This is a genomic window from Chryseobacterium sp. FG46 (genome assembly GCF_057809135.1).
Genome location: NZ_JBMDJJ010000022.1, coordinates 52,857 through 69,709 on the forward strand (window position 1 = coordinate 52,857; position 16,853 = coordinate 69,709).

Sequence of the window (16,853 nt, forward strand, 5' to 3'; positions counted from 1 at the left end):
GAATTTGATTAAAAACACAAAAGAAGCTGCCTAAAAGACAGCTCCCTCATCGTAAAAAAAGTAAAAATTAATCCAGTTTCCCTCCCAATGCTTTAAACAGCAGGACGTTATTTCTGGTATTCTGGTGCTGAAACTGCAATAGATCAAGTTCAGCAGTCAATTTGCTTTTCTGGGAATTGATCAGCTCAAAATAATTAGCATATCCCGTAAGATAAAGATCATTGGAGACCTCTACACCACGGTCAAGAAACCCAACTTCTTCCGATTTCAATTTCAAAACACGTTCGTAGATCCTGGTCTGTTTCAGAATCGACTGAAGTTCATTAAAAGCAGTTGTAATGCTTTTCTGATAGTTTAAAAAGGCAATTTCCTGCTCTTTACTTGCTACTTTGAATTCATATTTCAACTGTCCTTTATTGAAAACAGGAACCATTAATCCTCCCAACAATTGCCCGGCCAGTGAACTTGGTTTAAAAAAAGTTTCTACAGAGAAAGAATTCAGTCCAAAACCGGCACCTAAATCAATTTTGGGGTAAAAAGCAGCTCTTGCAGCTTTCGCATCAGCCTGAGAAGCTTCCAACACATAATAATTGGCAGCCACATCCGGTCTGGAATGGATCACATTTTCTACATTAATGGTTTTATTCAAGACTTCCATATTGGTAGGCATCAGTATTGTACCACGCTTCACCTCTCCGCCGTAGCTTCCTGTTAATGTTGTGATTGCCTGTTCTACTGTCACGATTTCCACTCTTATGTGTTCAATCTCTGCCAGCCAGTTGTTATTCTGAGCTTTGAACTGCTGAACTGCCAATTCCGTAGCTTTTCCCACTTCACGCTGAGCCAGAACAATTTCAAAGGCTCTTTGCTGAAGTTTATAGTTCTTCTGATAAATGGCAAGACGGTTATCTAAAGCAACCAACTGGTAATACAGGTTGGCAATATCCGTGAAAAGCTCCACCTGTAATAATCTTAATCCTTCCGTGGAAGCAAGATATTTCTTTTGAGCCGCAATCTTCTTATTTTTCAGTTTTCCCCATGCATCAATTTCCCAGCTGCTTCTTGCGCCCAGCCAGTAATTGGGAGTAAAATCTCTGTTGATTTTCTGGTTTTCCGTTATATTGGGTGAAAGATTGGTATCATAGTTCCCCACTCCTTCCATTGTATATTTTCCATAATGATTGCCGGAAACCTCTGCTCCCACTTCAAGTGAAGGCAGCAAATCCATTTTTGACCTTTGAAGGAAACTGTTGGCTATCTCTACTCTTTGCTGAGCAATCTGAAAATCAGGATTAGCCTGAACTACTTTATCGAAAAGTTCAAGCAGGTTTGGATCTGTAAAATAAGCTTTCAGGTTGATCTGCCGGAATTCATCCGGAGATTTACTTTTGTCGGATTTAATGACTTCTTCTGGCAATTCCTGAGCTTTTTTCAGTTCCGTTACCTTGGGAACAGCACAGGAAACCAGGCTCAGTGATGCTATTCCATACAATATATTTCTATGATTTAATCTTTTCATCTTTCTTCTTATTTTCAAGTTTTGCAAAGAATATATACAGTCCCGGAATCACCACCAGTCCGAAGATAGTTCCTATCAGCATTCCTCCTGCTGCCGCTGTACCAATGGAACGGTTACCGATTGCTCCGGCTCCTGATGCAATGCATAGAGGAATAAGTCCGGCTACGAATGCAAAAGAAGTCATCAGAATCGGTCTCAGACGCTGCCTTGCTCCTTCAATAGCTGCCGGAATGATATCAAATCCCTGTTTATTTCTTGCCACGGCAAATTCTACAATCAGAATGGCATTCTTAGCCAGCAATCCGATCAGCATGACCAAAGCTACCTGTGCATAGATATTATTATCCAATCCCATTATTACCAAAGCGATATAAGAACCGAAGATTCCTGTCGGAAGACTCAATAATACCGGCATGGGAAGAAGGAAACTTTCATATTGTGCTGCTAATAAAAGATACACGAATAAAAGGCAGATCGCAAAGATATAAACGGTCTGGTTTCCTGATAAAATTTCTTCTCTTGTCATTCCGGACCATTCAATATCGAATCCTCTCGGCAAAGATTCTTTGGCCACACGTTCTACCGCTGCAATGGCATCTCCTGAACTATAACCATCAGCAGGCTCTCCGTTGATCATAGCGGATATATACATATTGTACCTGGTGAGTACTTCAGGACCGTATACTTTTTCGATGGTGATGAAGGTTGAGAAAGGAACCATTTCGCCTTTGTCATTTTTTAGATACAAATTCAAAATACTTTCAGGCGTATCTCTATGTTCCGGACTTGCCTGCACCATGACTTTGTACATCTGACTGAAACGGATAAAATTCGTTGCATAATAAGATCCCAGCATCGTTTGTAATGTCGACATTGCGTTGTCTACTGATACGCCTTTCTTCGCTGCCATATCATAATCCACATTGATCATATATTGCGGGAAAGTAGCATCGAAACTGGTAAAACTGTTCTGCAGTTCGGGAGCTTCGTTTAATTTTTTAACAAAATCCTTCGTAATTTTATCTGTATTTTCAATCGTTCCTCCGGTTCTGTCCAGCAAACGCAATTCAAAACCACTGGTATTACCAAAGCCGGGAACCGTTGGTGGCGCAAAGATTTCAATCTGTGCATCTGCAATGCTTTTCGTTTTGTCTGAAAGCTCTGCAATAAGATCATTCACTGAAATATTTCTTTCTTTCCAGTCTTTAAGGTTAATCATCGCCATACCGTAAGATGAACCTGCGATTTCTGTGACGATACTGTATCCTGCCAGTGTGGTTACGTTTTCTACTCCTTTAATTTTCTTCGCAATAACCGTTACTTCATCCAATACTTTTTCTGTTCTTTCTACTGTTGCACCCTGCGGAGTGGTAACACTTACATACACCATTCCCTGATCTTCCATTGGAATAAATCCGGTTGGCAGGAATTTACTGGTCACAAAAGTAAGTCCCACAAATAGAAACAACAGCCCGAAAGTTACTGTAGTTCTTGTGGCAAATTTTGATAAAATGCCCACATAACCATTGGTCAGTCTTTCAAATCCTGTATTGAAACTCTGGAAAGTTCTGTCGATAATGGTTTTCTTTTTATTGTGATCATGAGGTTTTAAAATAATCGCACAAAGTGCCGGAGTAAGCGTCAAGGCATTGACACCAGAAATCACAATACTGATGGCCAATGTTAATGAAAACTGACGGTAAAATACTCCCACCGGACCATCCAGGAATGCCACAGGAATAAATACGGCAGACATTACGATTGTAATCGCTACTACCGCTCCTGCAATTTCTTTGGTGGCACTGATGGTGGCATCCATCGCATTCATTCCTTCTTCCATTTTAACGTGAACCGCTTCAACGACGACAATGGCGTTATCCACCACAATTCCGATGGCCAGAACCAATGCGAACAATGTTAAAAGGTTGACAGAGAAATCCAGCATATTCATGAATGCAAAAGTTCCTACCAATGCTACGGGTACAGCCAGCACAGGAATCAATGTGGAACGCCAGTCCTGAAGGAAGATAAAGACTACGATTCCTACCAGAATAAAGGCTTCAATAAGGGTTGTTAATACCGCACTGATGGAAGCATCAAGGAATCTGGAAACATCATAAGCCATGTTATACTCCATTCCGGGAGGGAAAGAGGTGACTTTCAATTCTTCCATTTTTGCCTTTACACTTTCAATCACTTCAGATGCGTTGGAACCGGGACGCTGCTTCATCATGATCGACGCAGAAGGTCTTCCGTCTGTTTTGGAAACCATTCCGTAGTTCATCGCTCCGAATTCCACTTTAGCAATATCTTTAAGCTTTAAAATGGTTCCATCCACATCAGACCGGATGGGAACTTCTTCATATTGTTTAGGCTCAAAAAACTTTCCTTTATATTTAATCACATACTGAAGCTGGCTGGAGGTTTTACCGGATGTTTCACCTACTTTTCCTGGTGCTGCAGAAATATTCTGTTTTTGCAGGGAAGTGATTACCTCATCTGCAGAAATATTGTACGCTGCCATTTTCTGAGGATCAAGCCATACTCTCATCGAGTATTCTTTCTGTCCCATAATCTCAGCACGCCCTACTCCATCAATACGTTTCAGCTCCTGAAGGACGTTAATATCCGTAAAGTTATAGATGAACTGTTCATCCTGGCTCGGATCTGCACTGGTGATATTAAGGTACATCAGCATACTGTTCACCTCTTTTTCAGTAGTTACCCCGGCTCTGATTACCTCTTCAGGAAGCTCATCAAGAATAGTTGTTACTCTGTTCTGAACGTTTACCGCTGCTACATCAGGATCTGTTCCTACTTCAAAGAACACCTGAATAAGAGTAAGACCATCATTGGAGGTTACCGTAGACATATACGTCATCCCGGGTACTCCGTTGATCGCACGCTCCAGAGGCAGCGCTACCGCATTGGCAGACACTTCGGCGTTCGCTCCTGTATATTTTGCCGTAACGGTTACTGAAGGCGGTACAATATCGGGAAACTGGGTGATCGGCATTTTCAGTAACGCCATAATTCCCAGTAATACAAATAATATGGAAATAACCAACGAAAGAACCTTTCGTCTTATAAACATTTCTACCATAGTCAATTGATTTAAAGATTATGAAAGGTTAATACTTCTTTTTGATTTTGATAATATCACCATCTTTCAAAGACTGAGTTCCTTCATAAATGATTAAATCTCCTTTTTTAAGACCGCTTTCCACCATATAAGAATCTCTCAGGGTAGTTCCGATCTTAATATTGGTCATTTTCACTTTATTCTGTTTATCCACAACAAAAACATAGGTCTTATCCTGAATGGAGAAGGTTGATTTTTGCGGAATAAGGATCGCATTATTTTGTTGTTCGGAAATGATAAGCTTCCCTGAAGTACCATGTTTAATCAAACGGTCCGGATTCGGGAAAAGCACTTTATAACGTATGGAACCTGTGGTTCTGTCGATTTCTCCTTCAGCGGTTTTCAAAGCTCCGTTGAACTGGTAATTCACTCCGTTTGGCAGTGTCAGTTCGATCTTTTGATGATTTCCGATCTTATCGTTGGCTATAAGCTCAAAATATAAGTTTTCAGGAATGGAAAAGTAGGCATACACTTCATTCAATTGAGAGAGTGTGGTTAGCAAAGTACCGTTTTCCACCAAGCTTCCGTCTTTATGGGGAATTACATCAATCACTCCATCAAAAGGTGCTGTAATTCTTGTAAAGCTTATTTTCTGAAGAACGGTTCTCTTTTCTGCATCGGCAAATGCATGTTTTGCTTTGGCAGAGGATAATTTGGCTTTCACCATTTCCAGCTCATTGTTGGCCACAAATTTTTTGGCATGAAGACTCTGAATCTGTTTCAGTTCTACTTCTGCAATACGAACATCTGCTTCAGTCTGTTTTAATGCTGCATTGGCTTTCAGCAGTTCCATCTGAAGTTCGGCATCATTGATTTTAAATAAAGCCTGCCCCTGATGGACAAACTGCCCCTCATTTACATAGATATGCTGTATAATACCTCCGATTCTGGAACGCATTTCAACATTCTTTTTAGCCTGAATATCAGTGACAAACTGGTTGCTCACCAATGTATCTTTCTCTTTGATTTCCAGTACGGGAACTTCTTTATTTTTCTGATTGTTTTTTTCCCTGTCTTTACTGCATGACACAGCGAATAATGTTGCAAGAATGCAAATTATTACGTTTTTACAATACATTTTTAAATGTTTAAGTTATAAGATTTCCGTTAAAATGATTTGGTTTTCAAAAACTTAAACCTAGTACAGCTGGAGGAGATGGAGAAAAGATTTAACGCCACAAATAATAGAAATTGCGATCTCAGGAAGCGTAATTTTTGGAATACCTTTTAATATTCCTGAAAAATCTGCAATACCAGGATCGTTTTTTTTAACTGAATGTTTTACAATTTTAGCAGCAGCAGGCAATGCATGCGTATTCATATCTGCCTCTTCGTAAACATCCAGAACGTGAATATTGGTAACAGGAGGAACTTGAGGGATATTTCTCAATGATTTTTCCGCCCAATTCGAATTGAAAAGGGAAAAAACCAGTAGGATATAAAATAAGAAAAATGACCTCAGACCTGCCATGTCAATCAGAATACTTTAGTTTTTCAGTAAAAACGATAGTTGTGCAAAATTAGGGATTTTTAACGGAAAATCCGGCCATTGAACTGTTAAAAAAACTTAAACAATGGATGAATAATCTTATTTATTCGTATTGGGATTCCTACGGAATGACAAATAGAACGCGAAGTCTATTCATGCAGTCTGTTATTCCGTAGGAATCTAATTGGAATCGTTAAAAGTTTAGGCTAAAGTCAATGAAATTTGGGGTATCGTTTTTAAACGGACTCCCTTCGGCTATGATCAGGATAATAACCTGTTTCTATTGAATATCTAGAACAGTTTACTCAATATTCTGAAGCGGTAATCAAAGATATGTTCCAGTTTCTTTCTGACGAAAAGGCGATGGGCAATTTCTCCTAAAAATCCCATGGGAAGTTCATAATCTATGGTGTCTCTCATCAGAACACCTTCTTCATTGGGAATAAATTCATGATGGTGGTTCCAGAGTTTGTACGGACCTTTTTTCTGAAAATCAATAAAGCTTTTCTGGTAATCAACATGGGTGATCTCGGTCTGCCATTTCATTTTAATACCGAATAGCGGAGAAACATAATAATCAATGATCATTCCTTCATAGATTTCATCATCTTCCATTTCCGTCAATACAATGAACCCCATATCTTTCGGGGTAATTTCTGAAAGATTATTGGCTGAGGAAAAGAATTTCCAGGCGGTTTCTATATCACAATTGAGCTGTTGTTCACGGAAAAGGGTATGTTTCATAAAACGGAATCAATTAACCTAAATACTATGAAACAAAGGTATAACAAAGATTTAATTATAGATCCACATCAGGACAGGTTTTCCTGATTTCTGAATCATCGGATCTATTTCCCTCATTGCATTGTTGGAAACGGTTGGGCAGCCCCATCCTTCGGGCGAACCCTTGGGGAACACCTCTTCGTCACTCATCAGATTCCAGGAATGAAAGACAATAAATCTTTTTAAAGCATTACTATTGGTTTCTTCAAGGCCGTGCATCAGGTATTTTATATTGATTCCCCAATCGCTGTAGCCTCTTCCTTCCAGTTTATATTTTCCCAGAGATGAAAGGTGGCTTCCGTCTTCATTACTGAATCCGGGATTTGCTTTAGAATCATCTTTACTCCATGAATAGGAACCGCAGCCATGTCCTACGAGATATTTCTTTGCGATTTTATTGCTTTTAAAATCCCAAACGAAAAAACGGTTAACACCAGAATGAAGGCTCATATCAATGAGAATACAGAAATCTTTGTTAAGATTCTTTGAAGCACAGAATTTCAAGGCTTCGTCTGCTTTTAATTGTAATTTAGAAAGATCTGCTTCAGGTTTCTTTTCTGCAACTACTGATGTTTCTACCGATCTTATTGTATTATTTTTTCTCTCCTGTGAACATGAACACATCCAAAAGATGGTGAAAAACAAAAAAATCCTTTTCATATTTTATTTATAATGCTGAAAGATTCCGAAATCAGACGGTGTCCAAAGGGCGGCTTTCTGTCCTGCGGCTTTTAAAGCGTTATTGGACCAGGTATTGCAGGTATAAAGAAAGCTGTAAGTTCCTTTCGCATCGTAAAAGGCATCATTATCACCATATACAGCATTGGTAGGGATCAGCATGAAATTTCCGTTCTGGTCTCTGTCAAATTTATCTTCTACATATTTCACAAGATTTTCGTACTGGCTTCTGCTGATCATAATCATTTTACAGTCGTCACCTTCTTTCATTGTATTATAATAAGTACAGTGCATCGCAGAATCATTTAGCCAGAATGCTGCTTTCACGGCTGTAGAAAATTTCAGGTCTGCCCATGTAGGAGTATCAAGATAAAACCCTTTGTCTCCCCATCCTATTCCTATATACTGATAGTCTGTTTTTTTTGATTTAGTATTTCCGAAAGGAATTTTCTGACTCCAGTCATGAAGGTCATTTTTCACCGGCATTACTATATCAGTATGCACTCCGTTGGTATAAATATAAATAGGGATTTCTTTCTTCTGTCCGTCATCTTTTGCAGAAACGGGAATATAGGGAATCAGCAGTCCAAGGATGACATAAATAATCACAATTCCTAAAATAATTCCTATCACTTTCAGGAGATACAGTAATACAGTTTTCACAGTCATGTTTTAATAAAATTTAATCTACAATTTTTAGTAAAAGTATTTGTTTTAATCGAAAAATTAGCTATATTTAGTTACGAAACATTCACAAATATGCGTAAAAATACTAAATCCCAAAAAAGATTTAAAGTAAGAGTAAAAACTGCTCCTAAAAGAATACAAAAAAAACGTTGATTTTCTGTGAGATTTTAATCTCCTGAAAATCTTTTTTTCTTTATAGGAAAGGCTTTTCAAGAAACTTATTGATGTAAATCTTCACCTCCTTAAAGCGAAAAATTTGAGGAATGGTCAATTATCAGCTCTGGTTTGGAACTTCAAAAAATTCCAAATGAGGGATTGTCACCGAAAGTTTAGGGAAAAATCAGTCTGAAGACTTCTGTAAAAACTCAATATTTCTCTTAAGTCCTGCAAATTTGGTGCGTTTTACGGGGGACTTTCTGAAGATTTCGGAGAAAATTTCCTGGGTAAGTTCTTTCCATTCTCCTTTTTTGAAATTTTTCAAAGCTTCATTGGGCTGGAAACGGCTCTGTTTGTTAGGAGCGGAAAAACGGTTCCATGGGCAAACATCCTGACAGATATCGCAGCCGAACATCCAGTCTTCCATTTTATCTTTAAAATAATCCGGAATTTCATTCTTGAGCTCTATGGTTGCATAAGAAATGCACCGGCTTCCATCTATAATTTTTTCAGAAACGATGGCATCTGTGGGACAGGCATCAATACATTTCCTGCAGCTTCCGCAATGATCTGTAGTGGCGTGATCAGGAATCAGCTCCAGATCACAGATAATTTCGGCCAGAAAATAAAAAGAACCGCTTTGTTTGGTAATAAGGTTGGCATTTTTTCCTACCCAGCCTATTCCCGACTTTTTAGCCCAGGCTCTTTCCAAAACCGGTGCAGAATCTACAAAAACACGAAATCCGAATTCGCCTATTTCTTCCTGCAGCTCTGCAACCAATTCACGAAGTATTTCTTTGATTACTTCATGATAGTCTTCTGCATAAGCATATTTTGAGATTTTAAAATTCTCCAGCGTTGAAATCTTTTCTTCAGGAAAATAATTATAGGAAAGTGAAATCACAGATTTTGAACCTTCTACCAGGAGTCTTGGATCAAGTCTTTTATCGAAATGATTTTCCATATACTTCATTTCGCCATTATAATTATTCTTCAGCCATTTTTCCAGATGAGGAGCTTCTTCCTCCAGAAAATCAGCTTTCGAAATGCCACAACTCTGAAATCCAAAACTTTTTGCCTTGGACTTTATCTGTTGGGAATATTTTTCAGCGTCTGCATTCATTAATTTCACACTGCAAAATTAAGATTATTTTATCAATGTTCTGATTTCTGCCAAAGTACATCCCACTGATGGTTCTTTTCTGAAAAAATTATATTTTCATTAGGAATTTTTTCAAAAAAAAAATACGTAATTTCGTTTCTAAATTAATGTTTAAACCAACAATTATGTCTTTAATAGAAGTAATACAATCAGGAAACTATGAATTAATCGACGTTCGCGAGCCAATGGAGCTTGAAATGGACGGTAATATAGATGGTGCTAAGAATATTCCTCTAGGTGAAGTGGAAGACAGACAGGATGAGATCTTATCTGTTGAAAAACCAGTAATCTTATTCTGCAGAAGTGGAAACAGAAGCGGAAAGGCTTTGGATTATCTTAACGCTCAAGGATTAAAGAACGGTTATAACGGCGGAGGCTGGGCTGAGCTGAAGGCTGTTCTGGAAGCAAATCAGGGAACTTTTTAAAAGTTCCTTTTTTTATATCTTATTTCTATGAATCTGAAAAATCAATTTGAAGCACTTTGTTCTCCTTTCACGGAAAACAAACAGCTGATCAACAGCCTGTGGAACGAGATTGAAACCCAATATTCTGAAAAAGGCAGACATTACCACAATCTTCTTCATCTTGACAATATGTTTAAAGAATTTGAAGATGTGAAAGGTAACATTTCAGATTTCACAGCGATTTCTTTCTCCGTGTTTTATCATGATATTATCTATGATGCTTCTTCAAAATCCAATGAGGAGAAAAGTGCTGCCAAAGCTGAGAAAAGGCTTGCCGAACTTCATATAGATAAACATAAAATTTCAATCATTTCTGCACAGATTCTGGCAACAAAATCACATCAGCAGTCTGATAGTGAGGAAACGAATTATCTTCTCGATACTGATCTTTCTATTCTGGGCAAAGATTTTAAAACCTATCTGGAATATACTCAGAACATCAGAAAAGAGTATTCTATTTATCCCGATTTTCTTTATAAACCTGGACGAAAAAAAGTACTCAAACATTTTCTGGAGCTTGAAAGTATCTTTAAAACAGAGTATTTTAAGGAAAAATATGAAAACCAGGCAAAGGAAAATATTGCAGCTGAACTTCTGTTATTAAAATAAAAATAGATCAATCTGTTATTTAACAAAACAAAGACACCCGGTAATAGATGCCTTGTTTGATATTGCATATTAGAAATATTTGCTGATAAATCCGGTCGCTTTCTCCAACACAAGCTCAGGCAATTCTTTATGAGGTGTGTGTCCTACTCCGGGGATGATATATTTTTCTGCACTTCCACTCACTTGTGTAACCGTTTTTTCTACCTGATCTAAAGTTCCGTATTCATCAGCTTCTCCCTGAATAAATAACAATGGCGCTTTAATATCTTTCAACAGATATTCAATATTCCAGGTTCTGTAATCTTCGCGCGTCCAGGTTTCTGTCCAGGCTCTGAAAAGCATTTCTACTTTATCACCATGGTATTTCTGTAAACGCTGAGGAAGATTGGTCGTTTTATAAGCTTCCCAGGCATCATAAACTCCTTTTAAAGTTACCTCCTCCACAAAAATATGACCAGCTTCACAGATAACGGCTTCTACTCTTTCAGGATATTTTGAAGCGGTAATTAAGGCTATTGTTCCTCCATCACTGTGTCCAAAGAGAATTGCATTATCAATGTTCATTTCGATCAATAAATTATTTAACAAATCTGCTTCCAGCTCCATATAATTTACGGGTCTTTCATGAGTAAGCATGGGAAAAGATTTCCCATAACCTAAACGGTCATACGCAAGGGTACTGCATTGTGCTGCTTCTGATAGTTTAGCAGGAAATTCTCTCCAAAGCTGTACTGATCCTAATGAATCATGCAGAAATATAATTGTAGGTCTGCCTTCAAATTGATTATTGTGTTCAATATATAATTTTTGTCCCTTTACATCAATTATTCTTCCTTCCATCAAATAAAATTATATTAAAAAACAGGCATTTTTGTTGCTTCAAATTCTTTTAAAAGGTGACTGAAAACAGTTTCCACCGGAAGGATTTCATCAATTAAGGCAGAAACCTGACCTATTTCCAGCTCTCCATCTTCCATATCTCCTTCAAACATTCCTTTTTTTGCTCTGGCTCTTCCTAATGAGGCAATTAAGGCATCTTTATTTCTTCCGTTTACATAGATATCCTCCAGTTCATTGAAGAATTTATTTTTAACCATTCTTACAGGTGCCAGTTCTTTTAAAGTAAGGTGTGTATCTCCTTCCTGTAATTCTGTGATTTTCTTTTTCCAGTTCTCATGAGCACTTGCTTCGGTGGTAGCCGCAAAACGGGAACCGATCTGTACTCCATCTGCACCAAGAATCATTGCAGCTTTAATCTGTGAACCTAAAGCAATTCCACCTGCTGCAATTAAGGGTTTAGAAATATGTTTTTTTACATTAGGAATAAGACAGAATGTAGTTGTTTCATCTCTTCCGTTGTGGCCTCCTGCTTCAAAACCTTCTGCAACAATGGCATCAACTCCCGCGTCTTCGCATTTTACAGCAAATTTGGTAGAGGATACTACATGGGCTACTTTTATACCTTCTTTCTGCAGCGTTTCCGTATAGGTTTTCGGGTTACCTGCTGACGTAAATACAATTTTCACTCCTTCTTCAAGGATGATCTGAATGATTTCCTCAATATTAGGATATAACATCGGTACATTTACCCCAAATGGTTGATCTGTTGCCAGTTTACACTTCCTGATATTTTCTCTCAGGATATCAGGATACATGCTTCCTGCTCCTATTATTCCTAATCCTCCACAGTTGGAAACTGCAGAAGCAAGTCTCCATCCTGAATGCCAGATCATCCCTGCCTGGATAATCGGATATTTAATATTAAAAAGGTGTGAAATTCTATTGTGTGTTCCCTCCATGTCATGAATTTTTTTTGCAGCGTTAAAATCTATAAAATTGCTCATGCGTAAAAATACTAAAAACAATGGTTTTCCGGGAAATATATGTCAATATTTTCCATCATGGGTTTTCGTCTTTATAAAGTTTGATGATAAAAAAAACCTTCAGAAATTCTGAAGGTTTTAATTTTATTTTGTTATGGACTGTTTCTTCCAGTTAGACTTAAAGTTACAAGTGTCGTAACGTCCGTCAATTGAAATAAAGGTTGTCGGCAACTTGGAGTTGACAAACTTTTCAACCATTTCACTTTTCTTTTTATTCAGCGCCATTTGCTTGATTCTGCTGAAGTCTGTTTCCAGGGTAATCTGGTGAGAAGGAATCACATCTTCCACTTTGATGATCTTGATTTGTTTTCTCTTGTTCTCTTCATCTTCAAAAGCAGTAGTGATATCGCCTTTGTTTAATCCTGCCAATTCGTAGCTGATTGTTCCGGGGATACTTTCTCTTTCAATTTTATCTGAACCATCAGCTCCGGGAATGATCCCTGCGTTGAATTTTGTTCTTTTATCATCTGAGAATTTAAAAGCCGCATCTTTGAATGTTATTTTGCCATCCATAATAAGCCCTCTGATACTGTCTAATTTTGCTTTTGCAGTTTTGATCTCATCATCAGTAGGAACAGCTTTCAACAAGATATGTCTTGCATCATATACTTTACCAGATCTTTTTACCAACTGAATAATGTGGAATCCGAATTCAGATTCAATAGGATCTGAGATTTCATTTTCCTGAAGGTTAAGTGCAGCAGCTTCGAATGGCTTCACCATCTGCCCTTTATTGATATTCTTATATAATCCTCCGTTGGCAGCTGATCCTTCATCTTCAGAATAGATTCTTGCCTGGCTTTCGAAAGTTTCACCTCCGATAATATCCTGCTTGATTTTTTTCAGTCTGTTGATAAGGTCTTGTTTGTGAGCTTCTGTAAGTGACGGATAGATCATAATCTGAGCTAAAGTAACCTCATCTTTTACCTGTGGCAGCTGTGTTTTATACATATTGTAGAAATCAGTTACCTCATTTGGGGTTACGTCTGCTTTATCAGTAACTCTCTGGTATTTTGCCTGTCCGTAATACTGGTCTGTATCTATTTTCTCAATAGCATTTTTCAGTTCATAAGCATTTCTGAACTTATAGGCTGCAAGCATTGTTTTTTCATCCGGAAACTGAGAAAGCATCTGACGGTATTTTGCATTAGCCTGTTCTTTGATGGCTGCAGAACGGTTCTCAATTAAGGTATCCTTTTTTGCTTCGTATACAAGAAGCTTATTGCTGATAAGGTTTTCCAGGAACTCACATTTATCCGTGTTGGCAGCTCCCTGCTGTTTACCATAATTCATCTGCTCGATTACATCAGATTCCAATACAATCTCATCCCCGATAACAGCTGCAATACCATCCACCAAATCTCCTTGTTTTAGCTGGGCATTCATCATATTTGAAGAGAATATCATGATGAAAATCCCAAGAAGAAAAGTGATTTTTAGTTTATTTGTCATTTTACTATTTTAACAAGTTGCAAATTTAGAATTCTTAACGAATTTCCTTCAATTTTTTATTATAAATATTTCTTAAAAAGACTTATTTATTGCAGTTCAACATCAAATGTTGTTAATTCTTTGAATTGTCTCAATCTGCTGAACATATCCGCTTCGTTTACTTCTTCTATTCTTTCTGTTCCGAATTTCTCTACGGTGAATGAAGCCATTGCAGATCCTACGATAAGGGCAGACTTCATCGTTTCGAAATCAATTTTCTCTTTTTTAGCAAGATAGGCCGCAAAACCTCCTGCGAAAGTATCTCCGGCTCCTGTAGGATCGAAAACGTCTTCTAGAGGAAGTGCCGGGATAGCAAATACTTTATTGTCATGGAAAAGTAAAGCTCCGTGTTCTCCTTTTTTAATAATTACATATTCAGGGCCCATTGTGTGGATCTTTTTCGCCGCTTTTACCAAAGAGTATTCTCCTGAAAGCTGTCTTGCCTCTTCATCATTAATGGTAATTACATCTGTTTTTGCAATCATATCCATTAAGATATCCCAAGCAGAATCCATCCAGAAGTTCATGGTATCAAGGATAACCAGTTTAGGACGGTTGTTCATTTTTTCAAGTACAGATAACTGAACTCCAGGGTGTAGGTTTCCAAGTAGTAAAATTTCGGCATCCTGCATTGAATCCGGGATTTTCGGATCAAAGTTTTCCAGTACATTTACTTCTGTAGCCAGAGTATCTCTTGTATTCAGATCGTTGTGGTATTTTCCGGACCAGAAGAATGTTTTTCCTTCTTTCACGATTTCAATTCCTTCGATGTTTACACCTCTGTCTGTGAACATGTCAAGATGTTCCTGTGGAAAGTCTCCTCCTACTACAGAAACAATTCCGGATTTAACGCCTAAAATTGATGAAGTAATTCCGATATAAGTGGCTGCACCTCCTAAAATTTTGTCCGTTTTACCAAATGGTGTTTCAATTGCATCAAATGCAACACTTCCTACAACTAAAAGTTTCATATATTTTTCAATGTATATTAAAAGTAATTATTTTTTCCATTCAAAAGTGTCCAGCAGATGTTTCATATCATTTTTGATATAGTTTACTGCAGGGGCAAGAGAGTCCGGTTTCGGTCTCGTATTAAAGTATAAATAAGCAGTCACGAAGTGTTTCGTACTGTCTGTAACGTAAAACTGAAGATTGGAAGCGCTTTGCCCTTTCAGTTCATAGAAGTTCCCGTATACTTTTTTTTCAGGGTATTCGAAGGATTTTGTATCTATGGAACTGGCTTTAATGGTATGCTCATATACCATTTTCTCAGCTTCCTTAATATGGTCAGCAAAGTCGTTCTGTATCGGATAATAGGTAACAAATAGCTTAGCTTTCATTTTAGGATAATTCAGATAGAACCAGCAAGGTTTTTTGGCTGGCGCTATGGAAGCAAAGTCCGAATACTCAAAGGTATAGGCGCAATTGTTTTCAAACTTCTGGTATTTCGGTGCAGGATATTCAAGACGCAATTCTCCATAAGGTTTTGGTGAAGGGTCTTTTCCACATGAAATCAAAAGCAGCGATACAAAAATAAAAATGACTTTTTTAATCATTTTGCAAAAGTACAAATTAGATTTCAGATTTCAGAAGACAAATTTCAGTCTTTCAGAGCGTTTTGAATGTAAATTTCCAAAGGCTTCGGAAAGGATTTTTCATGAGAGCCTTCAAGATCTGTAATCAGGTATTGATTTTCAGCAATAAAATCATTCCATTGTTTTTCTGAAGTAACCTCAACATTCCAAATCTCAATGCTTAAATTCTTATGAGTCAGTTTATGGGTAACCGTTTTTGAGCCTGTAATGAAGGATTCCATATCCGAAGGAATAGCTGTCGGAAATTCAAATAATTTCTTCCAAATGAAGTCATCTGCTCTCTGACGGATCAGAAACTGTCCGTTTCTGTGAACAAAATAATAGGTTAAAGCAAGATCTTCTGCTTTTACTTTTTTGGTTTTTACAGGATAATCTGAAATTTTCTGCATAGAAAATGCCAGGCAGTCTTCATTTAAAGGGCATTCTCCACACAATGGATTTTTGGGTTTACAGATTTCCGAGCCGATATCCATCATAGCCTGATTAAAATCTCCTACATTCTCAGGCATCACCAAAGCGGCCAATTCAGAAAAATAGGTAAATGCTCTTGAATTTGAAATATCAAAATCATCAGCAAAAAGACGGCTCAGAACACGGTAGAAATTCCCGTCAACAGCAGGCATTTTTCCACCGAAGCAGATGCTTGAAACAGCTGCAGCTGTATATTTTCCTACTCCTTTCAGTTTTAAAATCTCTTCGTATTGGTGAGGAAAGACACCCTGATAATCATTCATGATCTGCTGGGCGGCTTTATGAATATTGATGGCTCTTGAATAATAACCCAACCCTTTCCAATACAATAAAACTTCGTTTTCTTCAGCCTCTGCCAGCGTTTTTACATCGGGAAATCTTTTAATGAAATTATTATAATGATTCAATCCCTGGTTGATTTTCGTCTGCTGAAATACGATTTCACAGATCCAGATTTTGTACGGATCTTTTGTCTGCCTGAAAGGCAGATCTCTTGCATTATTTTTATACCATTTCAGGATTTTGCTGCCAACGTGTAGAAAATCTGAAGCTGTTTTATTTTTTTCCAAAAATCAATCTTATTTTAAATCACTGAAGAGATGATTTTCTCTTCATCCTGAACATTATTTTCAATGCTGCAAAGATAGTTTTATTTTATTTTTTACCTGTTTTGATTTTGAAAGAGATTTTTTGTTTCTGTTACATGAAAAATAGATTTATGGAG

General features: G+C 37.6%; 16 protein-coding genes. 2 read left to right on the forward strand and 14 right to left on the reverse strand.

Annotation, left to right across the window (positions count from 1 at the left end; genetic code table 11):
• Positions 1 to 67 precede the first annotated feature (67 nt).
• The 8 genes from ACODR7_RS15990 to queG all read right to left on the reverse strand — a co-directional run bounded on the left by ACODR7_RS15990 (position 68) and on the right by queG (position 9,577).
• Positions 68 to 1,519, reverse strand: a complete 1,452-nt coding sequence (locus ACODR7_RS15990) for a TolC family protein (RefSeq protein ID WP_488840547.1) — start codon at positions 1,517 to 1,519, stop codon at positions 68 to 70.
• Positions 1,500 to 4,622 (reverse strand): efflux RND transporter permease subunit, encoded by a 3,123-nt coding sequence (locus ACODR7_RS15995; protein ID WP_488840549.1) that lies wholly within the window; start codon positions 4,620 to 4,622, stop codon positions 1,500 to 1,502. Before ACODR7_RS15995 ends, ACODR7_RS15990 begins: the two co-directional genes overlap by 20 nt.
• Positions 4,623 to 4,650: 28 nt before the next feature.
• Positions 4,651 to 5,739, reverse strand: a complete 1,089-nt coding sequence (locus tag ACODR7_RS16000) for an efflux RND transporter periplasmic adaptor subunit (protein WP_488840551.1) — start codon at positions 5,737 to 5,739, stop codon at positions 4,651 to 4,653.
• 60 nt (positions 5,740 to 5,799) lie between these two features.
• Positions 5,800 to 6,051: a hypothetical protein gene (locus tag ACODR7_RS16005; protein ID WP_139326012.1), complete on the reverse strand. Its 252-nt coding sequence runs from the start codon at positions 6,049 to 6,051 to the stop codon at positions 5,800 to 5,802.
• A 390-nt stretch (positions 6,052 to 6,441) separates the two neighbouring features.
• Positions 6,442 to 6,894, reverse strand: a complete 453-nt coding sequence (locus ACODR7_RS16010; protein ID WP_488840553.1) for an SRPBCC family protein — start codon at positions 6,892 to 6,894, stop codon at positions 6,442 to 6,444.
• Positions 6,895 to 6,945: 51 nt separating this feature from the next.
• Positions 6,946 to 7,593 carry a murein L,D-transpeptidase catalytic domain-containing protein gene (locus ACODR7_RS16015; protein ID WP_488840555.1) on the reverse strand — a complete coding sequence of 216 codons (648 nt, stop codon included), beginning with the start codon at positions 7,591 to 7,593 and terminating at the stop codon, positions 6,946 to 6,948.
• Positions 7,594 to 7,596: 3 nt separating this feature from the next.
• Positions 7,597 to 8,274, reverse strand: a complete 678-nt coding sequence (locus tag ACODR7_RS16020; RefSeq protein ID WP_488840556.1) for a TIGR02117 family protein — start codon at positions 8,272 to 8,274, stop codon at positions 7,597 to 7,599.
• Positions 8,275 to 8,638: 364 nt separating this feature from the next.
• On the reverse strand, positions 8,639 to 9,577 hold the full coding sequence (gene queG / locus ACODR7_RS16025; protein ID WP_488840586.1) for a tRNA epoxyqueuosine(34) reductase QueG: 939 nt from the start codon (positions 9,575 to 9,577) through the stop codon (positions 8,639 to 8,641).
• Positions 9,578 to 9,741: 164 nt separating this feature from the next.
• Here queG and ACODR7_RS16030 point away from each other — a divergent pair, with 164 nt between their 5' ends.
• Together ACODR7_RS16030 and ACODR7_RS16035 are read left to right on the forward strand one after the other, a co-directional pair.
• The gene (locus ACODR7_RS16030; protein WP_488840557.1) at positions 9,742 to 10,041 is read left to right on the forward strand and encodes a rhodanese-like domain-containing protein; all 300 of its coding nucleotides are present in this window, start codon (positions 9,742 to 9,744) and stop codon (positions 10,039 to 10,041) included.
• A 27-nt stretch (positions 10,042 to 10,068) separates the two neighbouring features.
• Positions 10,069 to 10,689: an HD domain-containing protein gene (locus ACODR7_RS16035; protein WP_488840558.1), complete on the forward strand. Its 621-nt coding sequence runs from the start codon at positions 10,069 to 10,071 to the stop codon at positions 10,687 to 10,689.
• A gap of 69 nt (positions 10,690 to 10,758) precedes the next feature.
• On the opposite strand, the gene ACODR7_RS16040 is transcribed toward ACODR7_RS16035, so the two are convergent.
• From ACODR7_RS16040 to mutY, 6 genes are all read right to left on the reverse strand, one after another.
• Positions 10,759 to 11,529, reverse strand: a complete 771-nt coding sequence (locus ACODR7_RS16040; protein WP_488840559.1) for an alpha/beta fold hydrolase — start codon at positions 11,527 to 11,529, stop codon at positions 10,759 to 10,761.
• A gap of 14 nt (positions 11,530 to 11,543) precedes the next feature.
• Positions 11,544 to 12,488, reverse strand: coding sequence for an NAD(P)H-dependent flavin oxidoreductase (locus tag ACODR7_RS16045; RefSeq protein WP_488840560.1), 945 nt, complete (start codon positions 12,486 to 12,488; stop codon positions 11,544 to 11,546).
• 168 nt (positions 12,489 to 12,656) lie between these two features.
• On the reverse strand, positions 12,657 to 14,024 hold the full coding sequence (locus tag ACODR7_RS16050; protein WP_488840562.1) for a peptidylprolyl isomerase: 1,368 nt from the start codon (positions 14,022 to 14,024) through the stop codon (positions 12,657 to 12,659).
• An 86-nt stretch (positions 14,025 to 14,110) separates the two neighbouring features.
• On the reverse strand, positions 14,111 to 15,034 hold the full coding sequence (locus tag ACODR7_RS16055; RefSeq protein ID WP_488840564.1) for a PfkB family carbohydrate kinase: 924 nt from the start codon (positions 15,032 to 15,034) through the stop codon (positions 14,111 to 14,113).
• A 27-nt stretch (positions 15,035 to 15,061) separates the two neighbouring features.
• Positions 15,062 to 15,619: a gliding motility lipoprotein GldD gene (gene gldD, locus ACODR7_RS16060; RefSeq protein ID WP_076596811.1), complete on the reverse strand. Its 558-nt coding sequence runs from the start codon at positions 15,617 to 15,619 to the stop codon at positions 15,062 to 15,064.
• A gap of 44 nt (positions 15,620 to 15,663) precedes the next feature.
• Positions 15,664 to 16,698 carry an A/G-specific adenine glycosylase gene (gene mutY, locus ACODR7_RS16065; RefSeq protein ID WP_488840566.1) on the reverse strand — a complete coding sequence of 345 codons (1,035 nt, stop codon included), beginning with the start codon at positions 16,696 to 16,698 and terminating at the stop codon, positions 15,664 to 15,666.
• Positions 16,699 to 16,853 lie beyond the last annotated feature (155 nt).